We start from the raw sequence: 13,908 nt of genomic DNA on the forward strand, positions 1-13,908 counted from the left end.
ATTATGGATAGCCTTCCCGATCTCGCGGCCGTCGAGGCCATGGACGAGGCCGACCCACTGCGCGTCTTTCGCAGCCGCTTTGCCCTGCCCGCCGGCGTCATCTATCTCGACGGCAATTCGCTCGGCGCTGCCTCGCACGAAGTCTTTGCCGAAGTGCGTCAAGCCGCCATGGAGGAATGGGGCAACGGCCTGATCCGCAGCTGGAACAGCGCCGGATGGTTTCATCTGCCGCTGGAACTCGGCGATAGCATCGGCCGGCTGATCGGTGCTGCCGAAGGCCAGACTATCGTGACCGACTCCACCTCGATCAACATCTACAAAACACTTCATGCGGCGCTCGCGATGCGACCGGATCGCAACGTGATCGTGGCGGAGGGCGACAGTTTCCCGACCGATCTGTACATGGCGGAAGGCGTCGTCTCGACGCGACCCGGTGTCACGCTACGTCTTGAAGGCCGCGATGCCGACACCATCGAGGATTTGATCGATGAGAACGTCGCCGTCGTCCTCGTCAATCATGTCAACTACAAGAGCGGCGAGCTGCGCGACATGGCGGCGCTGACAAAGCGCATTCAGGCGGCAGGCGCACTCGTCATCTGGGATCTGTGCCATAGCGCCGGCGCTCTGCCCGTCGATCTCGATGGTGCCGGTGCCGATTTTGCAGTCGGCTGCACCTACAAATATCTGAACGGCGGTCCAGGCGCTCCGGCCTTCATCTATGCCGCAAAGCGTCATCACGCATCGATCGTTCAGCCTCTCAGCGGCTGGTGGAGCCACGCCCGCCCCTTTGCCTTCGAACGGAGCTTCGATGGCGATGCCGGTATCAAGCGTTTCCTCTGCGGCACGCAACCGATCCTGTCGCTTCGGGCTCTGAAAGGGGCGCTCTCCATCTGGGACGAGGTGGATATGGAAGCCTTGCGCCGGAAAAGCGTAGCACTGACCGATCTCTTCATCCGTTTGGTCGAAGCCAAATGCGGCCGATATGGTGTGGAGCTCGAGACGACGCGTGACAGCGAGAAGCGCGGCAGCCAGGTCTCCTTCATCCACAGCAATGCCTACGAGGTCATGCAGGCCCTGATCGAGCGCGGCGTTATCGGCGACTTCCGCGCACCGTCGACATTGCGCTTCGGCTTCACGCCGCTCTATGTCGGTTATCGCGACGTCTGGCGCGCCGTGACAGTGCTTGAGGAAATCCTGAGCAACGGATCATGGAAGGACGCGCGCTTTGCGGTGCGGGCGGCCGTGACCTGATCTACACGCGTCGGCAGCTGGAGAGAGGAAGCTGAACATGAGTTACTTCAGGGTCACCGATTGGGACGCAGCCTATACCAACGGCGCCTATATCGTCGACGGTGATCAATGGCCGGCCGCCTGGGTCGAGCCGGCGAAAGCTTTCCGTGACAGCCTGACGGCAGCGGGACGCGCAAAACTCGATCTGGCCTATGGTCCCGAAGAGCGCAACCGCTTCGATCTCCTTCTGCCCGAAGGCCAGCCGCAGGGATTGGTGGTCTTCGTCCATGGCGGCTACTGGCTGCAACTAGACAAAAGCTACTGGTCGCACCTGGCCGCCGGCTCGATTGCGACCGGCTATGCCGTCGCGATCCCGTCCTACACGCTCTGCCCGGAAAATCGCATCGGCGGGATCGGCAAGGAGATTGCCGCCGCAATCACGGCAGCGGCCGAACTCGTCGGCGGTCCCATTGTTCTGACGGGTCATTCGGCCGGCGGTCAGCTCGTAGCCCGCATGATGACGACGACATCACCGCTTGCCGAGGCGATCCTCAAGCGCATCCGGCATGTGCTTGCCATTTCCGGTCTTCACGACCTGCGCCCGATCATGAAGCGCAGCATGAACGCGCAGCTTCGCATTGATGACGCCGAAGCAAGAACCGAAAGCCCGGCTCTTCTCGAGCCGGTCGAGGCCATCCGCCTCACCTGTTGGGTTGGCGGTGCCGAGCGCGCCGAATTCATCCGCCAAAACGCGCTGCTCGCCAATATTTGGACGGGGCTTGGCGCGGCGACCGAGGTCGTGGTCGAGCCGGACAAGCATCACTATTCGGTTCTGGACGGTTTAACGGACGCTGAGCATCCTCTGACGCAGACCCTACTGGCACAATAACGTCTTCACAGCGGGATCAAAAGAATTGCCCTCGGCGCCACAAACACCGAGGGCATCATATCGTCAGCCGTTGACCGGCGCATTCATCGCCCAGGCGACGCCGAAGGGGTCGCGGAGCTGACCCCAGCGATCGCCCCAGAACATCACCTGCGGCTCGACGACGACCTCGGCTCCGGCATCGACGGCACGCTTCCACCAGAAATCGAGGTCATCGACGACAAGCTGCATCGTGAAGGACTGCGGCTTTTCCAGCGCATGGCCATATTCCGGAAAAGCATCGCCGAGCATGACCGAGCTGCCGTTGATGTAGAGATGGATGTGCATGGTCCGGCCCTTTTCGTCGACCGGATACATGAAGGCCTGTTCGGCACCGAAGGCACGCTTATAGAATTCGGCTGCCTTCACAGCGCCATCTACCGTCAGATAGGCTACGACGCCGCCGCGAACCGGCACGCGCGGCTGCTGGGATTGTTCTGTTGCATCGGTCATGTTGGTCTCCTTGGAACGGTTCTTGGTGTCACGCCCTTGTCGGGGCTGACCCAAGGACGTTGGTCAACTACCCTTCCCGACAACAAGGTATCAATTTTTTTGGCTATTATTTGCGACGGACGCCTAAGCGTTTCGGCGGTCATACATGCGCTGGTTTTCGGGCACGTAAGGTCCGAGCGGGATAGGCCTCATGGAGAATTCGCGCCAGGGCATCCTCGCGCGACATTGGCCGCCCAAGCAGGAAACCCTGCACTTCATGATAACCTTCAGCCCGCAATTTCGCCAATTGCGCCTCCGTCTCGATGCCTTCGGCCAATGTCACCGCATTGAAGCCGGAGGCTATGCCAACTACGGCCCTCACGATGGCGAGATTGCCGGGATCGGCATCCATGCCGGCGACGAAACTGCGGTCGAGCTTGATCTTGTCGAAAGAGAAGGAGCGCAGATAGCTGAGCGAGGAATAGCCCGTACCGAAATCGTCTATCGCGATGCGAATGCCAAGCTCTTTGAGGGCACGCAGCAGCGACAGGCTTTGCTCGACCTCCGAGAGCAGGATGGATTCCGTGACCTCGATCTCCAAGCGTCCGGGGCAAAGACCTGTCTCGCTCAGCGCAGAAACGACCGTGGCCAGCAGGCTCGCATGCCGGAACTGATAGACGGACAGGTTGATGGCCACTTTCAGATGTTCCGGCCACTCCATTGCAGCCCGGCAGGCTTCCCGCAGCACCCAGTCGCCGATCGGCACGATCATACCCGTTTCCTCGGCGACGGGGATGAATTCCGCCGGCGCGATAAGTCCACGCTTGGGATGGCGCCATCGGATCAGAGCTTCGAAGCCGGAAAGAGCGTCTCCGTCCAGACGGATGATCGGCTGGTAATGGAGTTCGAATTCGTCGTTCTGCAATGCCTCCCGAAGCTCCAGCGTGAGCTGGTGGCGGCGTTCAGCTTCAAGCCGCATCTCCGTCTGATAGAATCGATAGGTTGAGCGGCCACTCGCTTTGGCGGCATAGAGCGCCAGATCCGCGTCTCGCATCAGCACATCAGCATCGTTGCCGTGCTCCGGCGCCATGGCAATGCCGATGCTGCAGGTCACATGTTCCCGCACGCCGTCGAGATCGAAGGGTGCCGAGAGCGATTGCAACAACAGGTCAGCGAAGCGCCGGGCTCGCCCGGCATCTGTCATCCTTAAAACCAGCGCGAACTCGTCGCCGCCCAGGCGCGCGACCAGATCGCTCCTCTCGGCAAGCTGCTGGAGCCGCTCGGCAACCTGTCGCAGGAGCATATCGCCCGCAGCATGGCCCTTGCTGTCGTTGATATGCTTGAAATGATCGACATCGATGTAGAGCAGTGCGATTGGCTTTTCCGGCCTCGCAGCGGCCACCTGCCGCACGATGTTCTCGGAAAAGAAAGCTCTGTTCGGAAGGCCGGTCAGGGAATCATGCATGGCAAGATGCGCAAGCCTTGCCTCGACGCTGCGCTCCTCGGTCACATCCTGGGAAATGCCGAGAACATAGCGCGGCGCTTGCCCTGACGGAGCGGGAAGCCCCCGCTTCGCTGTCTTCAGGATACGTAACACGCCATCCACCGTGTGAATGGTTTCCTCGAAGTAGACGGTTTCGGCGGTTTCGAAGGCAAGCTTGTCCTGCTCCCGGAAAAGCGCCGTCTGTTCATCGGAGAATATCGCCCGATCCGACTTGCCGATCACATCCTGTGCTGCGTGCCCAGCGATAGCGCCGCACGCCTCATTGAAGAGGATATAACGGCCATCCCGCTCCATATCCTTGACGAAGACGCCGACCGGGAGATTGTCGACGATGCTGTCGAGCAGCGACTGGGTGGCATCGACCTGCCGCCGTGCCGCATTGACTTCGGTACGGTCCTGCACAACCGCCAGGATTGCTATCTTGCCGTCGAAGCGGATTTCCCGCCCATAGGTCAGAACCTCGAATGTCTCGCCATCCGCCTTCTGATGCGTCCAGCGCTGCGCCGTCTCGATGTCGGTGCGGTCGTGCACGGCATCCAGCATCCGCTCGCGCTCAACAGATGGCCTGATATCGAGCACGGTCATGACCGCGAAATCCGCATCGCCATAGCCATAGAGGTCGCGGGCCGCATCGTTGACGATCAGAAACTTCAACGTCTGCGGATCATAGACCCACATCGGCGACGGATGTGTCTTGAAAAGCGACCGAAAATCATCGTTCGGGGCGTCGGGCCAAACGGAATTCATAGGAAGGTCGACCTTGCCAATTCGAGTTTGAAGATTAGCGAATTGGACATTGATAGACGAAAAAACTAAATAAAATCAAAATAGTAACGAGATTAAACTTTAGGCAAAAGCCTATCGAATATGCAACGACAGGCTTTATTCCCTTCGCTCCGTTTCATCGATATGGGACCGCAAATGCCGTGAGGTTCAAAGCCCCGCCTTGCCGATCGCATGGATGACGCCGTGCAGCTCGCCAAGACCTTTCAGGCGGCCGATGAGGGAATAGCCGGGATTGGTCGGCTTATCGATATCATCGCCGATCAGATGTCCGTGGTCCGGCCGCATCGGGATCACATGATCTTCCCGGCCTTCTTTGCGGCGCCGCGCCTCCTCCGTGAGCAATGTGCGCAGAATGGCATACATGTCGCTGCGCCCTTCCAAATGGGAGGCCTCCACGAATGAACCATCAGCTTCGAGCGCAACGTCGCGCAGATGCGCGAAATTGATGCGGGAGGCGAATTCGCCGGCGATCGCCAGCACATCATTGTCGGCACGGGAGCCGAGAGAGCCGACACAGAGCGTCAAACCGTTGGCCGGATCATCGACAATGTCCAGGATGCGGCGCAGATCTGCCGCCGTCGAAACGACGCGCGGCAGGCCGAAGAGCGAAATCGGCGGATCGTCGGGGTGGATCGCAAGCCTGGCGCCGAATTCGGCTGCAACCGGCACGACCTCTTGCAGAAAGGCTGCAAGATTGGCCTGGAGATCCTCAGCCGTCATGCCGTTGAAGAGGGCGATGGCTGAGCGGATGGCGTCGCGGCCATAGCTGTCCTCACCGCCGGGAAGACCGGCGATGATGTTGTTCTCCAGCCGTTGCACGGCCTCCGGCGAAAGCCGTCTCAGCCGCTCTTCGGCACGCCGTAGCAGGTCCGGCGCATAATTTTCTTCGGCACCCTGCCTGCCCAGGACGAAGACGTCATAGGCAACGAACTCCACCATGTCGAAACGCAATGCGAGCGCGGTGGTCGGCATTTCGAAGCGCAGATCCGTGCGCGTCCAGTCGACAACTGGCATGAAATTGTAGCAGATCGTCCTGATGCCGGAGCGGGCGAGATTAACGAGGCTGTCCTTCCAGACACCGATCGCAGTTTTCGCCCCTGCCCCGCCGAGCTTGATCGCGCTCGGAACGGGGATCGATTCACACACGCTCCAGCGCAGCCCCGCCGCCTCGACCAGCGCCTTTCGCGCTTCGATCTCGGTCGGCATCCAGACGCGCGAATGCGAGACTTCATGCAGCGCCGTGACGATGCCCGTGGCGCCTGCCTGGCGCGCATGCAAGAGCGGAACGAGATCCTTCGGGCCGAACCAACGCCAGCAGCTTTCCATATGACACCTCCCCATTTGTGGGTCAAAATATCCTTGAAAAGCAAAATGTCTACCGTCATACGACGGTTGACACCCCTTATTGACCAACAATATGGTCCGATAGCGGAGGAGAGATGGTGGCAGATACCGCTAATATGGAAGATAGAGGTTCGGCGGTCGATCAGGTGGTCGACGCGCTGCGACGGCTGATGCGCGAGCGCAATCTTGGCCTCGGAGACGCACTGCCCTCGGAAGCCGAGCTCGCGTCCATGTTCAATGCCAGCCGCAATACGGTGCGCGAAGCGATCCGCATCCTGAAGGCCTATGGCATCGTCGAAAGCCGCCAGAAGGTCGGCGCGGTGATTACGGATCGCCGCCAGCAGGCGCTGATGGACCTCTTCTCCTTCGCTATCGACATCTCGGCAGAAAGCTTTCTCGATATCCAGGGGTTTCGTCGCCTCATCGAGGTCAATCTCAGCGATCTTCTGTTCGAAACTCTCGACGAAACCGCCATCGACAGGCTGCGCTCCATCAACGACGCGATGAAGGCCGCATCGACATTGGCCGAGGCGGCGGAACTTGATTTCAGGTTTCACGCCGCCCTTGTCGGCTTCGCCGGCAATCAGACCCTGTCACAAGTCTATGGCATTCTGCAGCCATTGTTGCAGCGGCTGATGGAGGCGGGCAAGCGTTCACGCGAAGCGGTCGACAGCGCCTATCATGACCATCGCGCCATCACCGAAGCGTTGGAACAACGGGATCGAATCGCCTACGCCTATCACATGAACCGCCACCTGCAGGCGGGCCTGCAATTCATCGCGCCAAAGGCTGTTTGAGACATCCATTTCATCACGGATACATGACATGAAAAGACAGACGCTCGACACCGGCTGGACCATCTCGCGCCTTCGCGCGCCATCCAGTGCACCGGCCCTGCCCAATACGATCCCGGCAGCAGTCCCCGGCAATGTGCATCTCGACCTGATGGCGGCGCAGCTGATCACCGACCCCTATCTCGACGTCAACGAGATTTCTCAGGACTGGATTGGGCATTCCGCCTGGCGGTATCGTCTAGCCTTCGACTGGGATGGCGAAGACGCCGAACGCATCGATCTTTCCTGCCTTGGCCTCGACACTGCGGCACGCCTGGAACTGAACGGCAGTTTGCTTGGCGAAACCCGCAACATGCATCGCAGCTACCGCTTCGGCATCGGCGATCACCTCAAAAGCGGCCGCAACGAGCTGATCGTCGATTTCCAATCCGCCTATGAACATGGCGAGGAGGTCCGCAAGCAGCTCGGCAGCGCCGCTGATATCCCCCAGAATTATCCTGGCCCAAGCAATCTCATCCGCAAGATGGCCTGCAATTTCGGCTGGGACTGGGGTCCGACCGTCGTCACATCGGGCATCTGGAAGCCCATCCTCATCGAGAGCTGGTCGAAGGCCCGTCTCGGCAGCATCCGCCCTGAAATTACCCTGCAAGGCAGCCAGGGCGTCGCGCGCCTGCATGTCGAGGTCGAATGGGCCGAAAAGGGCACGGATAGTGCTGCACTTGTCCTCTCCATCGGCGGCAAGCGCGCGGAAGTGCGTGTCGCGCAAGGCGAGACCCACGCGCTGATCGAATGCCGGATCGATAACCCGCAGGTCTGGTGGCCGCATGGCATGGGCGGTCAGCCGCTTTATGATCTCGACCTGCAGCTGCTCGGCTCGGACGGTGCGGCGCTCGACGGCTGGAAGCGGCGCGTCGGCTTCCGCTCCGTGCGGCTGGATACGACACCGGACGAGATCGGCTCTGCCTTCACGCTCGTCGTCAACGACGTGCCGGTCTTTGCCCGCGGCGCCAACTGGATCCCCGACGATTGCTTCCTGCCGCGCGTGACGCGCGAACGCTATCGCGAGCGGATCGCCCAGGCCCGCGATGCCAATATGAACATGCTGCGCGTCTGGGGCGGCGGCATCTATGAGACCGATACGTTCTACGAGGAATGCGATGCCGCCGGCATCATGGTCTGGCAGGATTTCCTCTTTGCCTGCGCCACCTATCCCGAAGAAGAGCCCGTCTACAGCGAGATCGAGGCGGAAGCGCGCGAGGCGATCACGAGGCTCATGCCCTACGCCTCTCTGGTGATCTGGAACGGCAACAACGAGAATATCTGGGGCTATTTCGACTGGGGCTGGCAGGATGTGCTCGGCAATCGCCCATGGGGCGCCAGCTACTACCTCGACCTCCTGCCGAAACTGGTAGCCGAGATCGATCCCACCCGACCCTATTGGCCGGGCAGCCCCTATTCCGGCTCCATGGAGATCGCGCCGAACGCGGACGAGCATGGCTGCAAGCACATATGGGACGTCTGGAACGAGGTAGGCTACGAGACCTACCGCAACTATATCCCACGCTTCTGCTCCGAATTCGGCTGGCAGGCACCACCGACCTTCGCAACTCTTACCCAATCCGTTCGCGAGAAGGACCGCGCCCCGGCCTCTCCGGCGGTCATGCACCACCAGAAGGCAACCGGCGGCAACGACAAGCTTCTGCAGGGGTTGGAAGGCTGGTTTCCCCACCCGCAAAATTTCGACGACTGGCTCTTCGTCACGCAACTGAACCAGGCGCGCGCGATCAGCTTCGGCATCGACCACATGCGCTCGCATCGGCCGAACTGCATGGGCACCATCGTCTGGCAGCTCAACGATTGCTGGCCGGTCACCTCCTGGGCAGCCGTCGATGGCGCCGGCCGGAAGAAGCCGCTCTGGTATGCCTTGAAGCATAGCTATGCGCCGCATCTCCTCACCATCCAGCCGCGCGGCGATGGCTTGGCTGCGGTCGCCGTCAATGACGCAACGCTGTTCTGGCGCGTGCCCTTCACAGTCGAGCGCTTCGATTTCAACGGCAAGCTGCTTGCCCGCCACCACATCTGGCGCATCCTGTGCGATCGCTTCGAGAATGCCGATTTCGAGATTCCCGCCGAGGTCGCGACCCCAAGCGATCCGCGCCGCGAATATCTGCGCGCCCGCCTCGGCGATGCGGAAGCGTGGTGGTTCTTCGAGAAGGATATGAAACTGCAATACCCCCAGCCTCGCTTTGATATCGAGACCATCCAGACGACAGACGGGATCACCGTAACCATCACCGCTCAGTCGCTCCTGCGCGATGTCTGCCTGTTCGTCGATCGCATCAATCCGAATGCCGAGGTCGACGACATGCTGGTCAATCTCGCGCCCGGCGAAAGCAGGACGTTCAAGATGAAAGGCATCTCAAAGGAGGCCTTCGACGATGCCGATCTTTCGGCAATCCTTCGCACGGCCAATCAGGTTGCGGAGCTTCCACATCACTGAAACCGCGCCTCCTTACGCGAAAAGATCCGGCGCATTGCGCCGAATCGAGGCCTATATTTTCCGTAAGCCGTCACAAAAGATTGCGCCGGTGAATGGCGAATTGCCTTCTATGATCGGGCGCCGCCTTGTGATCTAGTGCCCCTCATCCGATCCATGAATCAGCGAGATCACGCTTATGTCCTCGGGCACCAATCGCAGCTTTCAAACGCCCCGCCGCGAAGAACTTGGCCTCATCACCCTCAGCAATACCGCCGGTCTTTCGGCTTCGGCCCTGCCGAATGGCACGCTGTTTTCGATCGACTTTGCCGACCAGCAGGGCGGCGTCATGATCAATCAGGTCCTCGGTTCGCCCGTCTATGGCGGCATCGGCCGGCTCTATCTGCGCGTCGGCGGTGCGGAGCCGGCGACTGCGGAAATCGTCGGGCCAAAGGCTACCGTGCAGTTCGGCCATGGCAGAAACGGTTTTTCCTGGAGCGGCGAGACGGCAGGTGTGAAGCATACGGTCAGCCTGCGGCTGCACCCGAATAAGACCGTATGGTTCTGGCAGGTTTCGCTGGAAAACAGCACCAATGCGACGCTTTCGGCCGACCTCGTTCTCGTTCAGGATGTCGGCCTCGGCGATCGCGGCTTCCTGATGAACAGCGAAGCCTATGCCTCGCAATATATCGATCACCACATTGCCGATCATAGCGCCTTCGGCTCTGTCATCATGGTCAGGCAGAACCTCAAGCAAGGTGGCGGGCGAAATCCGTGGCTGGCACAGGGCTGCCTCGAGGGTGCGGCGGCCTATGCGACCGATGCAATCCAGCTCCTCGTGCCGTCCAAGGGCAATGATGGCGTCATGGTGCCGGACTTCGGCACCAGCCTGCCCAGCGCGCGCCGCCAGCACGAAGTCGCCTGCCCGACAATACAGTCGAAGCCGCTTTCTCTTGCAGCAGGTGCCGCCGCCGCGACGACCTTCTTCGGCCTCTTCGTTGCCGATCATCCGGCCGCTTCCAGCGACGCCGATCTTGCCAATCTCGATAGCCTGCCGGCGCTTCAAAGTGAGCTGGCAGCGGAGACGCTATCCGCTGGACAACCGGTGCGCAGCCTCGTGCAGGACGCGCCGCTTGCCGAAAGCGACGATCTGGATCAAGCCGCGATCAATACGCTCTACCCCCAGCGTATGCTGGAAGAACACGCCGACGAGAAGCTGCTTTCCTTCTTCGTGTCCGACGGGCCGCATAACAGGCACATCGTGCTGCGCGAAAAGGAGCGACAGGTAGCGCGCCGCCATGGCGCCATCGTCCGCAGCGGCCAGAACATGCTGCTCGATGACCAGACACTGGCGGCCACCTGCTGGATGCAGGGCATCTTCGCGGCGCAGCTAACCATCGGCAACACGTCTTTCCACAAGCTGTTTTCGGTCTCGCGCGATCCCTACAATCTGACCCGGTCGAGCGGCCTGCGCATCCTCGTTGATCTCGGCGATGGCTGGCGCCTGCTTGGCGTGCCTGCCGCCTTCGAAATGGGCTTGAGCGACACGCGTTGGATCTACCGGCTTTCCGGTCGAACCATCACTGTATCGGCAATCGCCTCCGGCGACGACCCGGCGATGCGATGGAGCGTTTCAGTAGAGGGCGCCGCCTGCCGCTTCCTCGTATTCGGTCAAATCGTGCTTGGCGAACGTGATTATGAAGCTGTGGCGAACATCGCGGTCGATGCGGCGGGCAAGCGCATCTCCTTCCAGCCGCAACCATCCTGGCTATGGGACCGGTATCCGAAGGCCGGATACCATCTCGTCACCTCGACCCCGGATGCGTTCGAAGCCGTTGGTGGCGATGAACTGCTTTACAGCGACGGCAACGCCCGCAACGGCCCATTCATCGCTCTGAAATCGCACCCGACGAAAGCACTGCGCTTTGCCGTCACGGGCTCGATGACCGATCCGGATACGGCCGAAGCCCTTGCCGCGCGCTATACAGCGGGTGTTGAAAGCGAAGAAATGCTCGCGCCCGCGCGCCACTTCTGGAGCCATGTGACGCGGGGGGCGCGCATCGAGGGTGATGGCCGCGATGTGGCGGCGCAGGCCGTCATGCTGCCCTGGATCGCACATGACGCCATCGTGCATCTCAGCGTGCCGCACGGGCTTGAACAATATACGGGAGCTGCCTGGGGCACGCGCGATGTCTGCCAGGGGCCGATCGAATTCCTGCTTGCCTACGAGCATGACGAAGAAGTCCGGCAGATCCTTTTAACGCTCTTTTCCGAGCAGTACCGCGATCGCGGCGACTGGCCGCAATGGTTCATGCTGGAGCCCTACGCCAATATCCGCGCCGGCGAGGCGCATGGCGATATCGTTGTCTGGCCGCTGAAGGCGCTCTGCGATTACATTGAGGCGACCGGCGACATCGCCTTCCTTGCCAAAACGGTGCCGTGGCGTGCCGACGACACGATGCAGCTGACATCGGAACGCGCGACGATCTCCGATCACATCGAAAAGCTGCTGGACACGGTGCGCAGTCGCTTTGTGCCCGGCACAAACCTCATCCGCTACGGCGAAGGCGACTGGAATGACAGCCTGCAGCCGGCCGATCCGCATTTGCGCGACTGGATGGTCAGCAGCTGGACTGTTTCACTTCTGTATGAACAGCTTGTGCGCTACGCGAACATCCTGACGCTCGCCAGCCGCAATGAGGAAGCGCAGTCGCTGCAGGCGACCGCCATTGCCATGCGCGCCGATTTCAACAGGCTCCTGATGCGGGACGGCATCGTCGCTGGCTACGGCGTCTTCGATCCGAGCCATGACGGCGTCGAATTGCTGCTGCATCCGGAGGATACCCGCACCGGCCTGCATTATTCGCTGATCGCGATGACGCAGCCGATGATCGGCGGGCTGTTTACTCCAGAGCAGCGCCACGCGCACATGAAGCTAATCCGCGAGAACCTACTGTTCCCGGACGGTGTGCGGCTGATGGAAAAGCCGGCGACCTATTCCGGTGGTCCGGAAAAGCTCTTCCGGCGTGCCGAATCCTCGTCCTTCTTCGGTCGCGAGATCGGGCTCATGTATGTGCATGCGCATCTGCGCTACTGCGAAGCCCTAGCGCTCGAAGACGATGCCGAAGCCGTGTGGGCGGCACTCGCGCTCGCCAACCCGATTGCGGTCAGCGGCCGGGTGGAACACGCGTCGCTCCGCCAGCGCAACACCTACTTCAGCAGCAGCGACGCGGCTTTCGCCGACCGTTATCAAGCCTCTGCGGAATGGGCGCGCGTCAAGGCCGGCGATATCGCCGTCGATGGCGGCTGGCGCATCTATTCGAGCGGCCCCGGCCTCTATACCAAGAGCCTCATCGGCAACATCTTCGGCTTCAAGCGGCAATTCGGCGAGCGTATCCGCAAGCCATTGTTGCCGGCCTCGATCGGCGCTTGCGATGTCAAGCTGGATTTCGGGGCTTGAGCCAATTGCGAATGGCAAAAGGGGCCGCAGCACCAGCTCCTTTTGCCAGCCTGGGATAGTCGCCAACATCTCAGAGAGTGCCTTCCTGCCTTCGTGGACCGTCTGGTTAACCGAATCGACTAAGCTCACCCGGATGTGCAAAGCCCGGAGGCGGATTTGGAAACGGCGCTCTATCTCCCGATCAAGTCATTTCTCGAAGCAGCCGGCTATGCGGTAAAAGGCGAGATCGGCGGCTGCGACCTTGTCGGCCTGACTGATGGCGAGCCGCCCGTCGTCGTCATCTGCGAACTGAAGATGACCTTCAATCTCGAACTCATCCTACAGGCGGTAGATCGCGCCGCTGCCAGCGACGAGGTCTGGATCGCAGCCCGCGTCTCGGCAAAGGGCAAGGGTCGGGAAGGCGATCGTCGGTTCCGCGATTTATGCCGAAGGCTCGGCTTCGGCATGCTCACCGTCTCGGACAACCACCAAGTCGATATCGTCGTCAGTCCCGTCGCGCCGATGCCCCGCAAGAATGCACGGCGCAGGTCGCGCCTTGTTGAAGAACATCGTCGGCGCAAGGGCGACCCCGCTCTTGGTGGCAGCACCCGCAAGCCGATCATGACCGCCTATCGCCAACAGGCCCTTGCCTGCGCTGCCGCTATCGAAAACGGCGTGCAACGCCCGAAGGATATGCGCGAAGCGGCACCGAAGGCGCCACAAATTCTGAGAGATAATGTCTATGGCTGGTTCGAGCGCATCGACCGCGGCATCTACGCACTGACGGAGCTTGGAACAGAAGCCCTCAAGCGTTGGCCGGCACCGCAGCTTTAAATATGGAAAATTTCCGGTCGACCAACATTAAATTCATGTAATATCTTAAAATTTTGCAATAAAAACATGATCAATATTTAATTTGTAAAAGTTTCTTGGCGGATCATATTAACACCAAGCGCCAATTCAAATCTATACTTTGCT

At 60.6% G+C, this 13,908-nt stretch carries 9 protein-coding genes; 6 read left to right on the plus strand and 3 right to left on the minus strand.

Features of this window, described 5'->3' with window-relative positions; genetic code table 11:
• Window positions 1-3 precede the first annotated feature (3 nt).
• The gene (gene kynU / locus AC13QE_RS12135; RefSeq protein ID WP_488483859.1) at window positions 4-1,251 is read left to right on the plus strand and encodes a kynureninase; all 1,248 of its coding nucleotides are present in this window, start codon (window positions 4-6) and stop codon (window positions 1,249-1,251) included.
• 37 nt (window positions 1,252-1,288) lie between these two features.
• Window positions 1,289-2,119: an alpha/beta hydrolase gene (locus AC13QE_RS12140; protein ID WP_488483860.1), complete on the plus strand. Its 831-nt coding sequence runs from the start codon at window positions 1,289-1,291 to the stop codon at window positions 2,117-2,119.
• A 63-nt stretch (window positions 2,120-2,182) separates the two neighbouring features.
• Here the strand turns inward: AC13QE_RS12140 and AC13QE_RS12145 are convergent, their stop codons facing one another.
• The 3 genes from AC13QE_RS12145 to uxuA form a co-directional block, all read right to left on the minus strand.
• Window positions 2,183-2,608 (minus strand): VOC family protein, encoded by a 426-nt coding sequence (locus tag AC13QE_RS12145; RefSeq protein ID WP_095436986.1) that lies wholly within the window; start codon window positions 2,606-2,608, stop codon window positions 2,183-2,185.
• A 139-nt stretch (window positions 2,609-2,747) separates the two neighbouring features.
• A complete protein-coding gene (locus AC13QE_RS12150) occupies window positions 2,748-4,838 on the minus strand; it encodes a putative bifunctional diguanylate cyclase/phosphodiesterase (protein WP_488483861.1) in 2,091 nt (696 codons plus the stop codon).
• 186 nt (window positions 4,839-5,024) lie between these two features.
• Entirely contained in the window at window positions 5,025-6,203 is a 1,179-nt protein-coding gene (gene uxuA, locus AC13QE_RS12155; RefSeq protein ID WP_488483862.1) for a mannonate dehydratase, read from the minus strand.
• A gap of 113 nt (window positions 6,204-6,316) precedes the next feature.
• Here uxuA and AC13QE_RS12160 point away from each other — a divergent pair, with 113 nt between their 5' ends.
• The 4 genes from AC13QE_RS12160 to AC13QE_RS12175 all read left to right on the plus strand — a co-directional run bounded on the left by AC13QE_RS12160 (window position 6,317) and on the right by AC13QE_RS12175 (window position 13,764).
• On the plus strand, window positions 6,317-7,018 hold the full coding sequence (locus tag AC13QE_RS12160; RefSeq protein WP_488483863.1) for a FadR/GntR family transcriptional regulator: 702 nt from the start codon (window positions 6,317-6,319) through the stop codon (window positions 7,016-7,018).
• A gap of 28 nt (window positions 7,019-7,046) precedes the next feature.
• Window positions 7,047-9,515 (plus strand): glycoside hydrolase family 2 protein, encoded by a 2,469-nt coding sequence (locus AC13QE_RS12165; protein ID WP_488483864.1) that lies wholly within the window; start codon window positions 7,047-7,049, stop codon window positions 9,513-9,515.
• 175 nt (window positions 9,516-9,690) lie between these two features.
• Window positions 9,691-12,951: a GH36-type glycosyl hydrolase domain-containing protein gene (locus AC13QE_RS12170; RefSeq protein WP_488483865.1), complete on the plus strand. Its 3,261-nt coding sequence runs from the start codon at window positions 9,691-9,693 to the stop codon at window positions 12,949-12,951.
• Window positions 12,952-13,107: 156 nt separating this feature from the next.
• Entirely contained in the window at window positions 13,108-13,764 is a 657-nt protein-coding gene (locus tag AC13QE_RS12175) for a DUF2161 domain-containing phosphodiesterase (RefSeq protein ID WP_488483866.1), read from the plus strand.
• Window positions 13,765-13,908: the final 144 nt, after the last annotated feature.

Source organism: Martinezella sp. CNPSo 3957 (genome assembly GCF_057784395.1).

What these genes read in the sequence shown, in the direction of transcription:
- kynU (WP_488483859.1), top strand. Translation starts at nt 4, where the DNA reads ATGGATAGCCTTCCCGATCTCGCGGCCGTCGAGGCCATGGACGAGGCC.
- AC13QE_RS12145 (WP_095436986.1), bottom strand. Translation starts at nt 2,608, where the DNA reads ATGACCGATGCAACAGAACAATCCCAGCAGCCGCGCGTGCCGGTTCGC.
- AC13QE_RS12160 (WP_488483863.1), top strand. Translation starts at nt 6,317, where the DNA reads ATGGTGGCAGATACCGCTAATATGGAAGATAGAGGTTCGGCGGTCGAT.
- uxuA (WP_488483862.1), bottom strand. Translation starts at nt 6,203, where the DNA reads ATGGAAAGCTGCTGGCGTTGGTTCGGCCCGAAGGATCTCGTTCCGCTC.
- AC13QE_RS12165 (WP_488483864.1), top strand. Translation starts at nt 7,047, where the DNA reads ATGAAAAGACAGACGCTCGACACCGGCTGGACCATCTCGCGCCTTCGC.
- AC13QE_RS12140 (WP_488483860.1), top strand. Translation starts at nt 1,289, where the DNA reads ATGAGTTACTTCAGGGTCACCGATTGGGACGCAGCCTATACCAACGGC.
- AC13QE_RS12170 (WP_488483865.1), top strand. Translation starts at nt 9,691, where the DNA reads ATGTCCTCGGGCACCAATCGCAGCTTTCAAACGCCCCGCCGCGAAGAA.
- AC13QE_RS12150 (WP_488483861.1), bottom strand. Translation starts at nt 4,838, where the DNA reads ATGAATTCCGTTTGGCCCGACGCCCCGAACGATGATTTTCGGTCGCTT.